At 68.2% G+C, this 19,063-nt stretch carries 19 protein-coding genes; 9 read left to right on the top strand and 10 right to left on the bottom strand.

Going from position 1 to position 19,063, the window contains the following annotated elements; all coding sequences use genetic code 11:
- The first annotated feature begins 66 nt into the window (after positions 1–66).
- Entirely contained in the window at positions 67–273 is a 207-nt protein-coding gene (locus tag DPV79_RS04470; protein ID WP_027790314.1) for a hypothetical protein, read from the top strand.
- Positions 274–298: 25 nt separating this feature from the next.
- Here the strand turns inward: DPV79_RS04470 and DPV79_RS04465 are convergent, their stop codons facing one another.
- From DPV79_RS04465 to DPV79_RS04455, 3 genes are all read right to left on the bottom strand, one after another.
- Positions 299–1,420, bottom strand: coding sequence for an OpgC domain-containing protein (locus tag DPV79_RS04465; RefSeq protein WP_048023798.1), 1,122 nt, complete (start codon positions 1,418–1,420; stop codon positions 299–301).
- Between the two features lie 413 nt (positions 1,421–1,833).
- The gene (rarD, locus tag DPV79_RS04460; protein ID WP_059487621.1) at positions 1,834–2,733 is read right to left on the bottom strand and encodes an EamA family transporter RarD; all 900 of its coding nucleotides are present in this window, start codon (positions 2,731–2,733) and stop codon (positions 1,834–1,836) included.
- A 16-nt stretch (positions 2,734–2,749) separates the two neighbouring features.
- The gene (locus DPV79_RS04455) at positions 2,750–3,046 is read right to left on the bottom strand and encodes an acylphosphatase (protein WP_006480292.1); all 297 of its coding nucleotides are present in this window, start codon (positions 3,044–3,046) and stop codon (positions 2,750–2,752) included.
- 164 nt (positions 3,047–3,210) lie between these two features.
- Between DPV79_RS04455 and hpnA the strand changes: the two genes are divergently transcribed.
- Positions 3,211–4,218: a hopanoid-associated sugar epimerase gene (hpnA, locus tag DPV79_RS04445; RefSeq protein WP_011353724.1), complete on the top strand. Its 1,008-nt coding sequence runs from the start codon at positions 3,211–3,213 to the stop codon at positions 4,216–4,218.
- A 108-nt stretch (positions 4,219–4,326) separates the two neighbouring features.
- On the top strand, positions 4,327–5,709 hold the full coding sequence (locus DPV79_RS04440; RefSeq protein WP_113044881.1) for a phage tail protein: 1,383 nt from the start codon (positions 4,327–4,329) through the stop codon (positions 5,707–5,709).
- Between the two features lie 101 nt (positions 5,710–5,810).
- Here DPV79_RS04440 and DPV79_RS04435 read toward each other — a convergent pair whose 3' ends face one another.
- Complete coding sequence (locus DPV79_RS04435) at positions 5,811–6,998, bottom strand: glycosyltransferase (protein ID WP_059487627.1); 1,188 nt, start codon at positions 6,996–6,998, stop codon at positions 5,811–5,813.
- A gap of 402 nt (positions 6,999–7,400) precedes the next feature.
- On the opposite strand from DPV79_RS04435, the gene ispH reads away from it, so the two are divergent.
- Both ispH and hpnH read left to right on the top strand, forming a co-directional pair.
- Entirely contained in the window at positions 7,401–8,342 is a 942-nt protein-coding gene (gene ispH / locus DPV79_RS04425; RefSeq protein ID WP_021158682.1) for a 4-hydroxy-3-methylbut-2-enyl diphosphate reductase, read from the top strand.
- Positions 8,343–8,354: 12 nt separating this feature from the next.
- Positions 8,355–9,515 carry an adenosyl-hopene transferase HpnH gene (gene hpnH, locus DPV79_RS04420; protein ID WP_021158681.1) on the top strand — a complete coding sequence of 387 codons (1,161 nt, stop codon included), beginning with the start codon at positions 8,355–8,357 and terminating at the stop codon, positions 9,513–9,515.
- Between the two features lie 257 nt (positions 9,516–9,772).
- Here hpnH and DPV79_RS04415 read toward each other — a convergent pair whose 3' ends face one another.
- Entirely contained in the window at positions 9,773–10,261 is a 489-nt protein-coding gene (locus tag DPV79_RS04415) for a hypothetical protein (RefSeq protein WP_042974196.1), read from the bottom strand.
- Between the two features lie 223 nt (positions 10,262–10,484).
- Positions 10,485–10,862 carry a hypothetical protein gene (locus DPV79_RS04405; RefSeq protein ID WP_060372908.1) on the bottom strand — a complete coding sequence of 126 codons (378 nt, stop codon included), beginning with the start codon at positions 10,860–10,862 and terminating at the stop codon, positions 10,485–10,487.
- 505 nt (positions 10,863–11,367) lie between these two features.
- Between DPV79_RS04405 and DPV79_RS04400 the strand changes: the two genes are divergently transcribed.
- The 3 genes from DPV79_RS04400 (at position 11,368) to DPV79_RS04390 (ending at position 13,694) form a co-directional block, all read left to right on the top strand.
- Entirely contained in the window at positions 11,368–11,721 is a 354-nt protein-coding gene (locus DPV79_RS04400) for a DOPA 4,5-dioxygenase family protein (RefSeq protein WP_113044879.1), read from the top strand.
- Between the two features lie 138 nt (positions 11,722–11,859).
- On the top strand, positions 11,860–12,291 hold the full coding sequence (locus DPV79_RS04395; RefSeq protein WP_113044878.1) for a nuclear transport factor 2 family protein: 432 nt from the start codon (positions 11,860–11,862) through the stop codon (positions 12,289–12,291).
- Positions 12,288–13,694: an MFS transporter gene (locus DPV79_RS04390; RefSeq protein WP_244321710.1), complete on the top strand. Its 1,407-nt coding sequence runs from the start codon at positions 12,288–12,290 to the stop codon at positions 13,692–13,694. Before DPV79_RS04395 ends, DPV79_RS04390 begins: the two co-directional genes overlap by 4 nt.
- A 221-nt stretch (positions 13,695–13,915) precedes the next feature.
- On the opposite strand, the gene trhA is transcribed toward DPV79_RS04390, so the two are convergent.
- Both trhA and DPV79_RS04380 read right to left on the bottom strand, forming a co-directional pair.
- Positions 13,916–14,536 (bottom strand): PAQR family membrane homeostasis protein TrhA, encoded by a 621-nt coding sequence (trhA, locus tag DPV79_RS04385; protein WP_021158676.1) that lies wholly within the window; start codon positions 14,534–14,536, stop codon positions 13,916–13,918.
- 210 nt (positions 14,537–14,746) lie between these two features.
- Complete coding sequence (locus DPV79_RS04380) at positions 14,747–15,133, bottom strand: ArsR/SmtB family transcription factor (protein ID WP_113044912.1); 387 nt, start codon at positions 15,131–15,133, stop codon at positions 14,747–14,749.
- 135 nt (positions 15,134–15,268) lie between these two features.
- Between DPV79_RS04380 and DPV79_RS04375 the strand changes: the two genes are divergently transcribed.
- Positions 15,269–16,426 (top strand): MFS transporter, encoded by a 1,158-nt coding sequence (locus DPV79_RS04375; RefSeq protein WP_113044877.1) that lies wholly within the window; start codon positions 15,269–15,271, stop codon positions 16,424–16,426.
- 116 nt (positions 16,427–16,542) lie between these two features.
- Here the strand turns inward: DPV79_RS04375 and DPV79_RS04370 are convergent, their stop codons facing one another.
- Positions 16,543–16,749, bottom strand: coding sequence for a YbdD/YjiX family protein (locus DPV79_RS04370; RefSeq protein ID WP_006480280.1), 207 nt, complete (start codon positions 16,747–16,749; stop codon positions 16,543–16,545).
- A gap of 12 nt (positions 16,750–16,761) precedes the next feature.
- Positions 16,762–18,840, bottom strand: coding sequence for a carbon starvation CstA family protein (locus tag DPV79_RS04365; protein ID WP_021158673.1), 2,079 nt, complete (start codon positions 18,838–18,840; stop codon positions 16,762–16,764).
- Positions 18,841–19,063 lie beyond the last annotated feature (223 nt).

Here is a 19,063-nt window from a genome sequence, read left to right as displayed (position 1 = left end):
CGATTGCGTCCTACACTGGTTGCAAAGCAGTGCATCCGCCGCGATGCGCGCTGGCGGGAGAAGACCATGAAAAGCAAGACCACGAGGCTCCTCCGGATCCTCTCGGACATCCGGTACGCGCAGCGATGCACTGCGCTGCGCGCCGCCCGGGCAGCAGCCGAAGCCGACGCGGTACTCGCGGAACGCGACGATCCGGCGCCCGACGAGCGCGACGACGCCGAATCCGACGACCCCACCGCCGTTCCCCGCTCCCGTATCGGCTCACCTCACTGACGCCGCGCCGCACGTTCCGTGCCGCTCACGCGGCCGCACCGCGCCACCGCGCGATCCACGTTCCCGAACCGGCCACGGCCATCATCAACCCGAGCGCGCACGCGTCGGCCACGAGGCCCACGCCGACGTGCCGCAGGTCGGCACTGCCCACGACCGGGTGCAGGAGCGAATCGATGACGAGCGAGATCGCCGCGCCCGCGACGAAGCAGATCAGCCCGCGCTGGCCCACGGCCACGACCGGCCGCACGCCCTGCGCGATCCGCGCGATCCAGCCGAAGCGCACGCAATCGGCCATCAGCCACGCGATGGCCGCGAAGCTCACGACGCGCGGCAGCGCGAGATCACGCTTGAACACGCCTTCCGGCAGCGGCAGCCCCGAGAACAGCTTGTAGCTCGCGCAGCCGAGCACGACCGCGCAAGCCAGCCCGGTTGCCGCGGCACTCCAGCGGCCGAGCGCGATGCGCCGGTAGAACGGCTGGCAGCGTGCCAGCACGCCGGCGACGAACATCAGTTGCCACGCGAACGGATTGAAACTCCAGCGGAATCCGTCGGTGTCCAGCAGCTCGGGGCCGAGCCAGCCCGCCGCGATCCACGACGCGATGCCGAGCGCGACGAGCAGCCACGGATGCCGGCGCGCGAACGGCACGAGCACCGGCGACGCGAGCGCGAACAGCACGTACATCGGCAGCACCGACGCGAGATAGGGCTGGCGCTGGAACGTCAGCAGCTCGGCAAGGCCCGTGAGCGGCGACGCGAGCATCACGCTGACGTCGTCGAGCGCGAGGTTCGGCGCATCGATCCCGTAATGGTCGAGCACGGCCGACACGACGAGCATCAGCGTCGAGGTCGCGAGAAACGCGCGGTAGATCTGCATCGCGCGGCGCACGAACCGCCGTTGCGCGGCGCGCGCGCCGTGCCGTTCGGCGATCGCGCCATAGGCGCTCGCGGTCGCGAAACCGCCGAGAAAGACGAAGACCTCGGCCGCGTCGCACAGCGCGAACGCGTGCAGCGTGACGCGCGACAGCACGCTCGCGCCGATGTGGTCGACGACGATCATCAACAGCACGATGCCGCGGAAGAAATCGACTTCGATCAGGCGGCCGCCGCGCGGCGGCCGAGCCGTGGCGGGCGGCACGCTCAACGACATGAGCGCACCCGCGCGACAGCGGTGCGGCACGCACCGGGGAATGGATCGGGAAGAAGAAGGCGCGCGGGATCAGCCGCGATACGCGTATGCCCGCATCGCGCCAACCCGGCCGGCCAGGCACGGAGAGGACCGTTCATTGAAAGGCTGCATACGAAGGGAAGTCGGTGAGGCCAGTCTAATGGCCGATCAGGGGAGACCCTAAGTAACAAAGTGCAACCGAATCTTCTGTTCGATTACACGCGCGAGCCTTGTGATGCGAAGCAGGCGGCGTCGCCAGATTCACGACAGCGCGACGCCAGTTTGCGGTCAGCATCGACGGGTTCGACCGCCGGGCGATGGCGATGGCGATGCTGATGCTGGTGCCGATGCGATCTGCGCCACGTTCCGCGCCGCCGCCGCGTCGCGATCGACGCCTATCCGCGCGCGGGCAGGCGCCGCATCAGCATCGCGCTGTGCCACGCGGTCAGCGCAACGGCGACCCAGATCGGCCCGTACGTCGCGAGCTTCGCGACGCTCAGCGTTTCGCCGAGCAGCAACAGCGACACCGCGACGAGCAGCACGGGCTCGACGTAGCCGAGAATCCCGAACAGGGCCATCGGCAGCATCCGGCTGGCCTTCAGGTAGCTCGCGAGCGCGAGCGTGCTCAGCACGCCGAGCCCCGGCAGCAGCGCGGCCCACAGCACGGGATGGCCGGCCACGCGCGTCGCGCTCGTCGCGACCATCGCGAACGCAACCGGGCACAGCAGCACGATCTCGACCGCGAACGCGGCGAGCGAATCGGCGTTGATCCGCCGGCGCAGCACGAAATACGGCGGATAACCGAGCGCGACGACGAGCGTCGGCCACGCGAACGCGCGCGTCGCCCACACTTCGTGCGCGACGCCGAGCGCGGCGCACGCGACCGCCGCCCATTGCAGCGGATCGAGCCGTTCGTGATAGTAGAAGCGGCCGACGAGCACCATCGTCAGCGGCAACAGGAAATAGCCGAGCGACACTTCGAGCATGCGCCCGTGCAACGGCGCCCACAGGAACAGCCACAACTGCGCCCCGAGCAGCGCGGCGCTCACGGGCACCGCGATCAGCAGGCGCCAGTCCCGCACGCTGCGCCGAAGGAGGTCGACGAGCGCCGGCCAGCGGCCGCGCAGCGCGATCAGCGCGAGCGCGCCCGGTGCGGTCCACAACACGCGCCACGCGAAGATGTCGAGCCCCGTGAGCGGCGCGAGCAGTTTCGCGTAGGCGGACATCAGCGCGAACAGCGTCGATGCCATCACCGACAGCATGAGGCCGCGCCCGGCCTCCGGATACCCCGTCATGATCGTTCCGTGCCGCTTACTGCTGCTGGAAGCGCTCGAAGCGCTTCTCGGTCCGGCGTTCCTCGAACGTCACCTCGGTCACGCGCGCGGCCGGCGGCCCGTGGCGCAGCCACGCGAGCATCCGGTCGATCTGCGCGCCGGGGCCCTGGATCATCGCTTCGACGGTGCCGTCCTCGAGATTCGCGACCCAGCCGCGCAGCTTCAGCGCATGCGCCTCGCGCACCGTCGCATGCCGGAAGCCGACGCCCTGCACGACGCCGCGCACCCGTACGTAGTAGGTCTCGATCCGTTCGTCCAGTTCATTGCGGCTCATCGCGTCGTCCTCCCGTTGCGTTCAAGCCCGGCATTGTAGTCGCGTCGGCCGCTTCGTACATGCCCGCACCCGTCGCGGCCTTGCGTCGCCGCGCGCGCCGACCACGTACAATCTCGCCGACGCTCAACCGCCGCGCCGCCCGCGCGCGGCCCTGAAGGAAACGCATGACTGATACCTCCCGCGATCTCGTTCTCGTCACCGGCGCGTCCGGTTTCGTCGGCTCGGCCGTCGCGCGCATCGCGCAGCAGAAAGGCTATGCGGTGCGCGTGCTCGTGCGCCCGACCAGCCCGCGCACGAACGTGGCGGATCTCGACGCCGAGATCGTCACCGGCGACATGCGCGACGAGGCGTCGATGCGCGCCGCGCTGCGCGGCGTGCGCTACCTGCTGCATGTCGCGGCCGACTACCGGCTGTGGGCACCCGATCCCGACGAGATCGAGCGCGCGAACCTCGAGGGGGCGGTCGCGACGATGCGCGCGGCACGCGCGGAAGGCGTCGAGCGGATCGTCTACACGAGCAGCGTCGCGACGTTGAAGGTGACGAGTGCCGGCGATCCGTCCGACGAAAACCGGCCGCTCACGGCGGAACAGGCGATCGGCGTCTACAAGCGCAGCAAGGTGCTCGCGGAACGCGCGGTCGAACGGATGATCGCCGACGAAGGGCTGCCGGCCGTGATCGTCAATCCGTCGACGCCGATCGGCCCGCGCGATGTGAAGCCGACGCCCACCGGCCGCATCATCGTCGAGGCCGCGCTCGGCAAGATTCCGGCGTTCGTCGACACGGGGCTGAACCTCGTGCACGTCGACGACGTCGCGCACGGCCACTTCCTCGCGCTCGAGCGCGGCCGGATCGGTGAGCGCTACATCCTCGGCGGCGAGAACCTGCCGCTGCAGCAGATGCTCGCCGACATCGCGCAGATGACGGGCCGCAAGGCGCCGACGATCGCGCTGCCGCGCTGGCCGCTGTACCCACTCGCAGTCGGCGCGGAAGCGGTCGCGAAGTTCACGAAGAAGGAGCCGTTCGTCACCGTGGACGGGCTGCGGATGTCGAAGAACAAGATGTATTTCACGTCCGCGAAGGCCGAGCGCGAGCTCGGCTACCGTGCGCGCCCGTACCGCGAAGGGCTGCGCGATGCGCTCGACTGGTTCGGCTCCGCGGGCTACCTGAAGTAACACAAAGCGGCGTACTTCACGCTGCTTTGCGCACTTTGTTACACGTCCCGCGCGGCCCGGCACCGGCGCAGCGGTTAAAATCGCGGGTCTTACGCAGAGAAGACACGCATGAACCTGAACGATCAGATCGCTTCGCTCACCGTGGGCGTCGATCAGCTGCTCCACGATCACCACGCCGCGCAACAGGCGGCCCGCAGCGCGGAAGCCTTCGCGCGCGCCGCAGCAGCGGAAGCCCGGGCCGCGGCAGAGCGTCACGCCGCCGCGGAAACCGAAGCGCAGGCCGCCGCGCAACGCCATACGGCCGCCGCCGCCGAAGCCGAGGCCGCGCAGCAGCGCCACGCCAGCGCGACCGCTGCCGCCGAAGCCGCCGCCCAGCGTCATACCGATGCCACCGCTCAAGCCGAAGCCGCCGTGCAACGCCATGCGGAAGCCACCGCGCTGACCGAAGCGCTCGCGCAGCGTCACGCGGATGCCGAAGCGGCATCGCAGCGCCACGCGGCAGCGATCGCCGAAGCCGAGGCCGCCGCGCAGCGTCATCACGCCGCGGCCACCGAAGCCGAAGCGGCCGCGCAGCGCCATGCGGCCGCGACCGTCGAAGCCGAGGCCGCCGCGAAGCGTCACGCGGACGCGACCGCCGAAGCCGAAGCGGCCACGCAGCGCCACGCGGCCGCCATCGCGGAAGCCGAAGCCGCCGCTCAGCGCCACACGGCCGCGATCGCCGAAGCCGAAGCGCTCGCGCAGCAGCACGCGCAGGCGATCGCGGAAGCGCAGGCCGCCGCGCAGCGTCACGCCGACGCCACCGCCGAGGCCGAAGCCGTCACGCAACGCCATACCGAAGCGATCGCACAAGCCGAAGCGGCTGCGCAGCACCACGCGAAGGCCATCGCCGACGCCGAGGCGCTGGTCGAGGCCGTCGTCAAGGAAGCCGCGACGAGCGCGGTGGCCGCCACGGCCGTTGCGGCGGAAGTCGTCGAACCCGCGCCGGCCGGCACGCCCGCGGCGGAACCGGCCGTGAACGCGCCCGCACCGGCCGTGGCCGAAGCGGCGGAGGCAACGGCCGACACCGGGACGGCAATCGTCGCGACGGCGCAAGCCGAGACGCCGGTTGAAAGTGAAGTCGAAGCCGAAGTCGAAGCCGACGCCGCCAACACGCCGGCGCCGTCCGACAAATCGACGCTGCACGTGTCGCGTCCGACGCAGAACGAACTCACGCTGACCATCAACGGCGAATCGATCACGCTGCATCCGGAGCAACTGGGCCAGTTGATCGAGGAACTCGCGCATGCGCGGGCGTCGATGCAGCCGGAGCCGCCGCCCGGCATCCCGGCCGGCTGGCGCTTCGTGACGACGAAGAACCCGATGATGGCCGTGCAGAAGCAGTCGAACGGCGACCGCCTGCTGGTCGCCCGTCACACGGGCTACGGCTGGGTGCCGTTCACGTTCTCGCCGGACGTCGTGGTCCAGATGTACATGATGCTGACCCAGCGCTAGGCACCGGCAGGCAGCCCCGCCGAAAACGAAACAGCCCGACCGTTTCCACGATCGGGCTGTTTGCTTTCCGGCTGCCGGGAGGCACGCCTCCCGGGATGCGCTCAGCGATCCACCGGCGCCTGCACGCGGGCCTTCCACTGGCCGCCCTTGCCGCGCCAGTAGCGCCACGCGGACGCGAACGTCGCGCCGACGTAGAACAGCGCGACGAGCGGCAGCGCGGGCGCCCACAGCGGCGAGCGCCGGTAGTAGCGCAGCATCGGCGCATACGCGGCGCACATCGACGCCCACGCGAGCCACGCCGGCCATGCGCGCGCGCCGTACGCGAGCGCCGCGGCGGGCGGCACGAGATAGATGATCGTCATCCCGAGCAGCGTGCCGGCCAGCAGCAGCGGCGAATAGTGCAGCTGCGTGAACGCCGTGCGCGCGATCATGTTCCAGATGTCGCGCCAGCTGTCGTACGGACGCAGCGACACGCTGCGGTCGGCCAGGTCGAGCCGGATCGGGTGGCGGCCGCTGCCGCGGTGCTTGATCTGCGCGGCCAGGCTGCAGTCGTCGATCAGCGCGCCGCGGATCGACTCGATGCCGCCCGCTTCCTCGAGCGCCGTGCGCTTCACCAGCATGCAGCCGCCCGCGGCACCGGCCGTCCGGTTGCGCGGGTTGTTGATCCACGAGAACGGGTAGAGCTTCGCGAAGAAGAACACGAACGCCGGGATCAGCGCCTTTTCCCAGAACGAATCGCAGCGCAGCCGCACCATCAGCGACACGAGATCGCGGTTCTCGGCCTGCGCGCGCGTGACGAGCTGCGCGACGGCGTCCGGCGGATGGCCGATGTCGGCGTCCGTCAGCAGCAGGTAGTCGGCCGGCAGGCCGAGCGCCTGCACCGCGGCGATCCCCTGCGACTGCGCCCACACCTTGCCCGACCAGCCGGCCGGCAGCGGCTTCGCGGCCAGCACCGTCAGCCGGTCGGCGCGGTTGATCGCGAGCGCGGCCGCGCGGGCGGCGTCGGCGGTGCCGTCGTCGCTGTGGTCGTCGACAATGATCAGATGAAATTCACCCGGGTAATCCTGCTCGAGCAGCGAAGTCGCCGCCCGGGCGATCACGTCGGCCTCGTTGCGCGCCGGCACCACCGCGACGACGGCCGGCCAGCCGGCCTCGGCCGCAGCGCCGCGCGCCTCGGGCGGCAACGGCCGCGCGGGCACCGCGCGCCAGAAACCGCCACGCGCGACGAGCAGCACGATCCAGATGATCAGCGACAGCCCGGACACCAGGAAAGCGAGAACCAGCATCATCGGCGCGCCTCCTGCCGGGCGCCGGGTTCGGCAGGATCAATGGGGGTCAGGAACAAAGCGCCCGAAACCGCACGGGCGGCCGGGTAATACGCGTAAGAATCGACGGTCATCGAATGGCCTTGAAATGAGCGCGACGCCGGGCAGCCGGAGCGGCTGCCCGCGAAACCACATAGTTTACTGGGTTCCGCACGCGCCAGCGCCGACGCGGCTCTCCCGCAAATGCAACACGGCAGACACAGCACCAAAGCAAGGACGGCCCGATAGAGTTAAAATGCGCGATTAATTCGGGGTTCCGGGGCCTGGCCGGCCGGTTCGTTCCTGCCTTCATAACATCAAGCCGGGGCGAGCGAGCGAGTGCCAGCTCCTCGAACCCCGGCGTCTGTCGTCGGAGTTCGCTCACTTATGCGAGTCATCCTTGCCCAGCCCCGCGGCTTTTGTGCGGGGGTTGTCCGTGCGATCGAGATCGTCGATCGCGCGCTGCAACAGCACGGTGCGCCGGTCTATGTGCGTCACGAGATCGTGCATAACCGGCATGTCGTCGAAAACCTGCGTGATAAAGGGGCGCGATTCGTTGAGGAGCTCGACGAGGTGCCCCACGGCGCTGTCGCGATCTTCAGCGCGCACGGTGTCGCCCAGACGGTCGAGCGCGATGCGCAAACGCGCGGGCTCGACGTGCTCGACGCCACCTGCCCGCTCGTCACGAAAGTGCACGTGCAGGGCCGCCAGTACGTCGCGGCGGGCCGCCGGCTGATCCTGATCGGCCATGCGGGGCATCCGGAAGTCGAGGGTACGATCGGCCAGATTCCGGCCGAGGTGATCCTCGTGCAAAGCGAAGCGGAAGTCGATACGCTGACGCTGCCCGTCGACACGCCGGTCGCGTACATCACGCAGACCACGCTGTCGGTCGACGATACGCGCGGCATCATCGAAGCGCTGCAGCGCCGGTTCACCGACATCGTCGGCCCGGACACGCGCGACATCTGCTACGCCACGCAGAATCGCCAGGCTGCCGTGCGCGAACTGAGCGAACAGGTCGACGTACTGCTCGTGGTCGGTGCGACGAACAGCTCGAACTCGAACCGCCTGCGCGAGATCGGCACCGAAAGCGGTGTGCCGAGCTACCTCGTCGCCGACGGTTCGGAAGTCAAGGCCGAATGGTTCGCGAATGCGACGACTGTCGGCCTGACCGCCGGGGCGTCCGCGCCCGAGGAAATGGTTGAAGATGTAATCGGCGCGTTGCGCGCGCTGGGCCCCGTCGACGTCACGACGATGGCGGGCCGTGAAGAAAAAGTCGAATTCAAGTTGCCGGCGAAGCTCACGCAAGCTGTCGCCCGCGAAGTTTAAGGAGGACATCTCTTGTCTATTCCGCTGCTCCAGCAAGTCCGCGTCGGCGCGTACATCACGCGCCAACACCTGTCCGGCAACAAACGCTATCCGCTCGCGCTGATGCTCGAGCCGCTGTTCCGCTGCAACCTCGCTTGCAACGGCTGCGGCAAGATCGATTACCCGGATCCCATCCTGAACCAGCGCCTGTCCGTCCAGGAATGCCTGGAAGCGGTCGACGAGTGCGGCGCACCCATCGTGTCGATCGCCGGCGGCGAGCCGCTGCTGCACAAGGAAATGCCGGAAATCGTCCGCGGCATCATGAAGCGCAAGAAGTTCGTCTACCTCTGCACGAACGCGCTGCTGATGGAAAAGAAGATGGACGACTACCAGCCGAGCCCGTACTTCGTCTGGTCGGTCCACCTCGACGGCGACGCGCAGATGCACGACCATTCGGTGTCGCAGGAAGGCGTGTACGACAAGGCGGTCGCGGCGATCAAGGAAGCGAAGCGCCGCGGCTTCCGCGTGAACATCAACTGCACGCTGTTCAACGATGCGATCCCCGAGCGCGTCGCGAAGTTCTTCGATACGCTCAAGCCGATCGGCGTCGACGGCATCACCGTGTCGCCGGGCTACGCGTATGAGCGCGCACCGGATCAGCAGCACTTCCTGAACCGCGACAAGACGAAGAACCTGTTCCGCGAGATCCTGAAGCGCGGCGAAGGCGGCAAGCGCTGGTCGTTCAGCCAGTCGTCGCTGTTCCTCGACTTCCTGGCCGGCAACCAGACGTACAAGTGCACGCCGTGGGGCAACCCGGCGCGTACGGTGTTCGGCTGGCAGAAGCCGTGCTACCTGGTCGGCGAAGGTTACGTGAAGACCTTCAAGGAACTGATGGAAGACACGAACTGGGACAACTACGGCGTCGGCAACTACGAGAAGTGCGCGGACTGCATGGTCCACTGCGGCTTCGAGGCGACCGCCGTGATGGACACGATGGCGCATCCGCTGAAGGCGTTCGCCGTGAGCCGCAAGGGCATCAAGACCGACGGCCCGTTCGCACCGGACATTCCGATCGACAAGCAGCGTCCGGCCGAGTACGTGTTCTCGCGCCACGTCGAGATCAAGCTCGAGGAAATCCAGCGCGCCGGCAAGGGCAAGCTGCAGAAGCCGGCGAAACCGGCAGCCGCCGCTTAAGCGCGTTTCGCCACGCGGGGGGCTTGCCTCCGTGCCGGCGGGAAAAAAGAAGCGCCACGGAGCCTGCTCCGTGGCGCTTTTGTTTTGGGCCGTGGTGTCGAGTCGCGTTCCGCCGTCACCCTATGGCCACGACAGGCTGCAACAGACCACGACACGCCGCGACAGCCGTGCAATCGCTGCTTCCGCGATTAACGGCGGCCGTGCCGGTGCGGCCGGCCCTGTCTCCTCCAGACTCCCGGCAAAACCAATGCGAGACGCTACGCGGCCAGCGATTCGGCCGCGTGCATGCGGATCTTCTCCGCCGCGCCCGCGACGAGCGCCGGCTGGCCGCTCGACGCGAACGCGCAGACGTGCTCCCACAGCTCGGCCAGCCGACGCCGCGTGAGCGTCGTGACGCACGTGTCGTTCGCCGCGAGCACATGCTCGAGCACCGCGCATTCGTCGTCGTGCAGCGTCCATGCACCGCCTTGCGCCGCGCGTGCCACGCCCGCGTCGAGCGCGCGCTCCGCGTCGACGCACAGGTCGATGTCGGCATCCGCGCACACCGCATCGTCGAGCGCCAGGAACACCAGGTAGACGCTCGTGCGCAACCGCATCAGCAGCGCCTCGTTGCCATGCCCGCCGCGCAGCGCGACGAGCGCCATGTGGCATTTCAGCGAGATGTCGCGCGCATGCACCGGCGGCAGCGGCAGCAACCACTCGCGGGTCAGCGGCACGTGGCGGCGGTGCTTCCGGGAGCCCTTCATGACGGGCTCCCGCTTGCGGGCGCATCGCTCGCCGCGAGGGCCGGCCATGCGGTACGGCACGCAACGGCAGCACGGTACGCAAGGCGGCGGTGTTTCGCGCGACGTCGCGCGCCGCGCGCATCGTCCCGCCGCTGCGACGCTCGCGCGGCCGCCAGCCGGCGCAGCGCCGACGCGCGCACGACGCAGGCAAATCGGATCGGGCAAGCCATGCTCGTCTCCTGCATCAGAACGTGTTCTCGCCCTTCAGGTAGTACGCGGTCTTCACGAAGAACGCCTTGACCGGATGGCCGCCCTGCGCGTCGCGTGCGGCGCGCGCCTCCATCTCGGCCCGCTCTTCGCGCGACCGGTCCGGCACCGGATTGCGGACACGTTCGAGCGCACGCTGCATCGCGAGCGGATAGTTCTGGTTGCCGGCCGACGTCGCGCGATAGCCCGCGCGCGTCATCTGCATCAGTTGCGCGTTGGTTTCGGCGCGCGCCGCCGACCAGCTCGACAGCGAGGCATTCGATGCCCCATCGGAAACGGCCGACTGCGCAAAGCTGACGGCGGGCAGCGCAACGAGTGCGCAGGAAAGTGCAGCAACGGGAACGAGGGATCGCATAGTGGCCTCCAGGTGGTTGTCCCCGCATCGATCGTGTTCGACGATGCGTTGAAAGCATCGTATGTCGCGCTGCATGCCGCTTGAATAGCCGATTCCGCAATTGATATTTTCGGCTTCGGAATTCGGTGCGCGAATCACGTCATGCGCGAATCCCGCCCAATCGGAATTTCCTTATTTCATTCAATGCCCTGATCGCATTTGTTCAGACGATCCGAGGCCGTGCACACAGCGCTTTTTCAATTTCGGAAATGACGTGTTGCCGATGCGATCGCAGCGGGCGCACCTTCCGGCAAGGCTTCAGGTGTGATATCGCGCGTGCGGATACCCGCGGATATATATCTCAAACCGCGGCGTTGCCGGATCAAACGGTTCTCGTGATTCAGGACAAGCATCGCATCCGGCTTGCCGGATAGCGACACGACGTGCGCGGCAAGGACGCGCGATAATCACGCATCGGCCGTTTCGCACGGCACCTCATGCATTCCCATTTTTATCGAGTCCTTCCATGGCTGCCCTCGACACCACCGCCATCCACAGTTGGCATGCGCACGTCTATTTCGATGCGGCCAGCCGCGACGCCGCGTGGGCGTTTCGCCAGGTCGTCGACGAACGGTTCGGCGCAATCATCGAACTCGGCCGCTTTCACGAACGCCTCGTCGGCCCGCACCCGGCGTGGTCGTACCAGATCGCGTTCGACACCGCGCGCTTCGACGAAATCGTGCCGTGGCTCGTGCTGAACCACTGCGCGCTGGATATCTTCCTGCATCCGAATACGGGCGACGAACTGCGCGACCATCGCGATTGCGCAGTGTGGATCGGGAAGTCGTACGTGCTGAATCTCGACGCGCTGGCCGGATAACGGCCGAAACTCGGCCGGAAAGCGGTCGATAAGCGCCGCCTTCGCCACGGCGGCATCCACGTTTCGGGTCGACGTGAAACGTCCCGCGACCGCGCGCTCATACAGTGGGTTCCGTTATCGACACTTCCGGAACCCGCCATGACACAACCCGATGCCGATGCCCGGCACATTTACGAAGACTGGCACGCGGCCGTCGTCGCGCGCGACGTCGATGCGCTGATGGCGCTGTATACCGACGACGCGGTGCTCGAAACGCCGCTGATCGTCGTCACGCTGCCCGATCACGGCTCGGGCGTGCTGCACGGCAAGGCCGCGATCGGCGCGTTCTTCGCGGCCGGCCTGCGCAATCCGGGCAACCGGCTCGGGCGCTGGTACCGCACCGGGTTGTTCTTCTCGAACGGCCGCCAGCTCACGTGGGAATATCCGCGCGCGACACCGGAAGGCGACCAGGTCGATCTCGTCGAAGTAATGGACCTGCGCGACGGGCTGATCGCGCATCATCGCGTGTACTGGGGATGGGTCGGCTTTCTCGCGCTGCGGGCCGCCGCGCCGGCGCCCGACCACGCATGACGGCCGCCGCGCCGAACCGTGCCGCGGCCCGCCGCGTGCTCGCCGCGACCTGCGTGAGCTACACGCTCGTGCTGCTCGACGCGTCCATCGTCAACGTCGCGCTCACCGATATCGCCCACACGTTCGGCAGCCGTATAGCCGGCCTGCAGTGGATCGTGAATGCGTACACGCTCACGTTCGCGAGCCTGCTGATGACGGGCGGCACGCGCGGCGACCGGCTGGGCGATCGCACCGTCTATGTCGCGGGGCTCGCGATCTTCGTCGCCGCATCCGCGCTATGCGGCATCGCGCCGAGCCTCCCGGCGCTCGCGATCGCCCGCGCGCTGCAAGGTGTCGGCAGCGCGATGCTGGTGCCCTGCTCGCTCGCGCTGCTCAACCGCGCGTTCCCCGAGCCGGCCGCGCGCGCATCGGCAATCAGCCTGTGGATGGGCTGCGGCGGCATCGCGATGGCGTCGGGCCCGCTGATCGGCGGCCTGCTGATCCACCTGTCCGGGTGGCGCAGCCTCTTCTTCGTGAACCTGCCGCTCGGGCTTGCCGGCATCTGGCTCGCCCGCACGGTCACGCGCGCCGCCGGCGACGCGTCGCGACATTTCGACTGGGGCGGCCAGGCCGCGGCCATCATCGCGATCGCCACGCTGATCGGCACGCTGATCGAAGGCCCGTCGCTCGGCTGGCGCTCGGCGCCGATCGTCGGCGGCGCGGCGACGAGCGCCGTCGCGTGGGTCGCGTTCATCGCGATCGAAGCGCGGCGCCGCGAACCGATGCTGCCGCTCGCGTTCTTCCGCAACCGGCTGTTCGCCGGATCGACGTTCGTGTCGATGGCATCGGCGTTCGTGTTCTACGGCTTGCTGTTCGTCCTCAGCCTGTTCTATCGGCAGATCCGCGGCGCGAGCCCGCTCGACACCGGGCTCGCGTTCCTGCCGATGACGGCGATGGTCGCGCTCGGCGGACTGTGCTCGGGCAGGCTCGTTGCACGCTTCGGTGCGCGCGGTTCGATGTGCGGCGCGTTCGCGCTCTATGCGGCCGGTGCGCTCGGGATGACGGGCATCGGTGCGGCGACACCGGCGTGGCTCGCCGTCGCGCCGATGCTCGCGATCGGCTTTGCATCGGGATTCATCTCGCCGGCCGCGACGTCGCCGGCGCTCGGGACGGTCGACCGCCGCCGCGCGGGCGTGGCGGCGGCCGCGCTGAACGCGGCGCGGCAGAGCGGGTCGGCGCTCGGTGTCGCGATCTTCGGCGCGTGCATCGCGACCGTGCAGCCGTTTCCGGTGGCGATGCGGGTGACGTTGCTGGCGGCTGTGGCGATATCCGGGTCTGCGATGGCGACGTGGTGGATCGCAACAAGGGAAGTGCTGAAAGTGGGCGCTCACACGGTCGGGATTCGTGTGCTCGAAGGCGAATAGATCATTCGCCCGAAGCGAAAGCGTGTCACGACGAACAGCGCCACGCACGAGCGGATCTTCCTGCACACGCCCCCTGGTTCATCGCATTACGTCCGCATACGCGTTGCGAACACAACGACCTCGTGTGCCGGTGCGCCGACATGCGTCAACCCGATGCCGGTGCGATCGTCGATCCGCGGCCGGTCGACACGATGCCGGCGGCGGCTGACGCCGCCGTCCGCTCACGCAACGTACATCGCGACACTGACGAACTGGCACAGGCTGCCGGCCAGCACGAACAGATGCCAGATGCCGTGCCCGTGGCGGATGCGTTCGTCGTTGATGAAGAAGTAGATACCCGCGCTGTAGATCAGGCCGCCGGCCACGAGCCACGCGGTGCCGACCGGCGGCAGCGCGTGGATCAGCGGACGTACCGCGACGAGCGCGAGCCAGCCCATCGCCACGTACAGGATCATCGACAGCATGCGCGTGCGCCGCCCGAGCGTCAGTTCCTGCACGATGCCGAACACGGCCAGCCCCCAGCTCACGCCGAACAGCGACCAGCCCCACGGGCCGCGCAGCGTGACCAGCGTGAACGGCGTATAGCTGCCGGCGATCAGCAGGTAGATCGCCGAGTGGTCGCACTTCTGCAGAATGGCCTTCAGGCGCGGGCTACGCACGCTGTGGTACAGCGTCGAGATCGCGTAGAGCACGCAGAGCATCGCGCCGTACACGCTGAAACTCACCACCTTGTAGGCGTCGCCTTCGAGCGCGCCCATCGTCACCAGTGTTACCAGCCCTGCCACCGATAGCACCGCGCCGACGAGATGGGTAATGCTGTTGAAACGCTCACCGGCATGCACGACGGGCTCCTCCTGTGCGGGTTCATCGGGGTGAATGGTTCACATGATACCGGCCGGGAAACGAAGCCGGGTTGCAGGCAGATCAAGCCCGGCACGCGGACGGCTCCGCGGCGCCGCGCGCCCGGCGCGTCACGCTCGCCGCCGCATGGCGAACCGGCGCGTGCCGCCGGGCGGCTCATCCACCCTCCACCTTCCACCCTCCAGCAGCCGTCAACCGTCGCTGTCTGCCGGCGGCGCCCACTCGGCCACGAGCTTCAGCAGGCCGGGAAAGCGCAGATCGAGATCTTCCGTGCGCACGCGGCTGCGCCGCTCGAGCCCGTATTGACGCTGGCGCAGCACGCCCGCGTCGCGCAACGCCTTGAAGTGATGGGTGAGCGACGATTTCGGGCGATCGAAGCCGAACCAGCCGCAAGGATGGTCGTAAGCCTCGGATTCCAGCATCAGTTTCCGCACGATCCTCAGTCGCAACGGATCGGCCAGCGCGCCAAGAATGGTTTCGAGCCGAAGCTCGGCCACGCCCGGCTCCGGCAGCGGATCGGGCAAATCCGCGGGCGCCGGCACGAGGCCGGCCGCCCGTTCAGGGTGGGTTCGTTTCATGTCCGCAAGCATATCACCCTGTACGAGTTTTTTCGAACTAAGCTATAGTTCGAAAAAACTCGTACAAGGAGCGCACTCATGTCCGACACCGCCGTCCCCCAATCTCGACCCGCGGGCTCGCGTTCCGCGCCTCGCATGGCGCACGCCGCCTGGATGGTCACCGCCGTGTTCATGCTGTCCAACTCGCCGACGCCGCTGTACGTGTCCTGGCAGCGCGCACTCGGTTTCTCGTCCGGCACGCTGACCGTCATCTTCGCGCTCTACATCGCCGGCCTGCTGGGTACGCTGCTCGTCGCCGGCCAGCTTTCGGACCGTTACGGGCGCAAGCCGGTCCTGCTGCCCGGCCTCGCCGCGGCGCTGATCGCGTGCGCGTTGTTCGCGACCGCGTCGTCCGTCGCCATGCTCGCGGTCGCCCGCTTGTTGACGGGCATCGCGGTCGGCGTGATCGTGTCGGCGGGCATGGCGTCGGTGATCGATCTCGCGGGCACCGCGCGCCGCAAGGCCGCGCTGCTCGCGTCGGTCGCCATGGTGCTCGGCGCGGGGCTCGGGCCGTTGCTCGCCGGGATTGCCGCGCAAACCGCCGCGCATCCGGTCGCCCTCGTCTTCGGCGTCGAGTTCGTGATCCTGCTGAGCGCGTTGGCCGTCGCGCTGCGGCTGCCGCGCAACCAGCCCGCGCAGGCGCCAGGCGCCGCGCCGCCGCTACGTCTGCCGTCCGTGCCGGTTCACAACCGGCGCCATGTCGCCAGCGGCGTCGCCGTGTTCGGGCCGGGCATCACCGCAACCTCCTTCGTGCTTGCGTTGGGTCCGTCGTTGCTGGCACGCCTGCTTCACGTGCGCAGCCCGCTGCTCGCGGGCGGCATGGCCTGCGCGATGTTCATCGCCGCTACCGGTGTCCAGTTCGTCGCGCGGCGCGGATCGATCCGCGCGACGTTCGTTGCCGGCTCGGTCGCCACCACGCTGTCGATGGTGATGCTGTGCATCGCCGTGCATGCGTCGTCGGCTGCCGTCCTCGTCGCGGCGGCGCTCTTCGCGGGCGCGGGACAGGGCCTCGGGCAGCTCGGCGGCCTGACGCTGATCGGCCTGCACGTACCGGACGCGCGGCGCGCCGAGGCGAACGCCGTCATGAACATCGGCGGCTACCTCCCGGCGGGACTGATGCCCGTGATGACCGGGTACGCGATCGACCGCGTCGGCTTCACGGCAGGCGCGACCGGTTTCGCCGTCGCCTTGACGCTGATCGCGCTCGCCGCGGGGGCCGCCGCGGTGCTTGCGCTCCGTCACGACAACGACTGACGGCCGCACGCGACGGCATGCATTGCACGAGCCGGTCGCCTTGCGGCGACATGAAAAAAGGCGTCATGGCTTTCACGCCATGACGCCTTTTCGTTCTTTCCTGCCGTTTCAACCGCTCAACAGCACTTCCCTGCTCCCGAGCCGTACCGCGCATTCTGACGCTCGCGGAAGAATTCCTCGTACGTCATCGGCTCGCGGTCCGGATGGGTCTCGCGCATGTGCGCGACGTAGGTGTCGTAGTCGGGCAGGCCGACCATCAGCCGCAACGCCTGCCCGAGGTAACGCCCCGCGCTGCGCAGGTCGCTGCCAAGATCGCTGAACATCGCGGCCTCCCCTCAACGTCCGCTGCCGAGCGCCTGCGCGGCCGGCATCGCTTCGTACGGCGTCTCGCGCACGGTCGGCTTCGACTCGCGGCGCGCGCGCAGCACGGCGAGCACGCCGTACACCGCGATCGCCACGACGACGAAGATGAACAGCCCGGCCAGCGCCGCGTCGATGTAATCGTTGAAGATGATCCGCTTCATCTGCGCGATCGACTTCGCCGGCGCGAGCACCTTGCCTTCGTCCACCGCGGCCTGCAGCTTCGCGGCGTGCGCGAGGAAGCTGACCTTCGGGTTCGCGTCGAAAATCTTCTGCCAGCCGGCGGTCAGCGTGCAGATCAGCAGCCACACGGTCGGCACGATCGTCACCCACGCATAACGCTCGCGCTTCATCTTGAACAGCACGACGGTGCCGAGCACCAGTGCGATCGCGGCCAGCATCTGGTTCGAGATGCCGAACAGCGGCCACAGCGTGTTGATGCCGCCGAGCGGATCGACCACGCCCTGGTACAGGAAGTAGCCCCACGCGGCCACGCACAGCGCGGTGGCGACCAGGTTCGCGGGCAGCGACTCGGTGCGCTTGAGCGCCGGGTGGAACGTGCCGAGCAGGTCCTGCAGCATGAAGCGGCCCGCACGCGTGCCGGCGTCGACGGCCGTCAGGATGAACAGCGCCTCGAACAGGATTGCGAAGTGATACCAGAACGCCATCATCGCTTCGCCGCCGATCACCTGGTGCAGGATGTGCGCCATGCCGACGGCCAGCGTCGGCGCGCCGCCCGCGCGCGCGATGATCGTCGTTTCGCCGACGGCCTTCGCGGTCTGCGTCAGCATGTCCGGCGTCAGCACGAAGCCCCACTGCGTGACCGTGTTGGCCACCGCTTCCGGCGTCGAGCCGAGCACGGCCGCCGGTGCGTTCATCGCGAAGTAGATGCCCGGCTCGATCACGCACGCGGCAACCAGCGCCATGATCGCGACGAACGATTCCATCAGCATCGCGCCGTAACCGATGAAGCGCGCGTTGGTTTCGTTGTCGATCAGCTTCGGCGTCGTACCCGACGAGATCAGCGCATGGAAGCCCGACACGGCGCCGCACGCGATCGTGATGAACAGGAACGGGAACAGGTTGCCCGACCACACCGGGCCCGTGCCGTCGACGAACTTCGTCAGCGCGGGCATCTTCAGTTCCGGCGCGACGACGAGGATGCCGATCGCGAGGCCGAGGATCGTGCCGATCTTCAGGAACGTCGACAGGTAGTCGCGCGGCGCGAGCAGCAGCCACACCGGCAGCACCGATGCGACGAAGCCGTAGCCGATCAGGATCCACGTGAGCTGCGTGCCGGTGAACGTGAACCACGCGGCGAGCGTCGGCGAATCGTGCACGTGCTGGCCGAACGCGATCGACGCCATCAGCAGCACGAAGCCGATGATCGACACTTCGCCGATGCGGCCCGGACGGATGTAGCGCGTGTAGACGCCCATGAACAGCGCGATCGGAATCGTCGCGGCGACGGTGAACGTGCCCCACGGCGAATTGGTCAGCGCCTTCACGACGATCAGCGCGAGCACCGCGAGGATGATCACCATGATCAGGAACGCGCCGAACAGCGCGATCACGCCGGGCACCGTGCCGAGCTCCATCTTGACGAGGTCGCCGAGCGAACGGCCGTCGCGGCGCGTCGAGATGAACAGCACGATGAAGTCCTGCACCGCGCCGGCGAACACGACGCCGGCCAGGATCCACAGCATGCCGGGCGTGTAGCCCATCTGCGCGGCGAGCACGGGCCCGACGAGCGGGCCGGCGCCGGCGATCGCGGCGAAGTGATGGCCGAACAGCACGTACTTGTTGGTCGGCACGTAGTCGAGGCCGTCGTTGTACTTGACGGCCGGCGTCATCCGCAGCCCATCGAGCTGCATGACCTTGCTGGCGATGAAACGGCTGTAGAAGCGATACGCGATCAGATACACGCAGACTGCGGCGATCACGATCCAGAGGGCACTGACGCGCTCGCCGTGTGCGAGTGCGATCGTGCCGAACGCGAACGCGCCGAGCAGCGCGACCGCAATCCAGAGCAGGGTACTGGAAGCCCGATTCATGGCGTCTCCTGGTCTCCAATGTGTTTTTGAGTGGATGCGGCGAGGCGCCGAACCCGCGTGACGTCGATGCGTCGTGCCGCGGTCTCGCAAAGGCCGCGGCGATGGGCCGTAGTATTCCGTGTGACCGGGGAGGCTTACAAGCGGTTAACTACGTATGCGGAGCTACGTAGAATTACGTAGATGCCGGTTGGGTAGATATCGTCCGGCGCGCGATTGATCGTGA

It is taken from the genome of Burkholderia reimsis, from assembly GCF_003294055.1.
Classification (GTDB): Bacteria; Pseudomonadota; Gammaproteobacteria; order Burkholderiales; family Burkholderiaceae; genus Burkholderia; species Burkholderia cepacia.
Note: the sequence above shows the minus strand (reverse complement) of the source record. Positions and strands in the feature narration are given on the sequence as shown.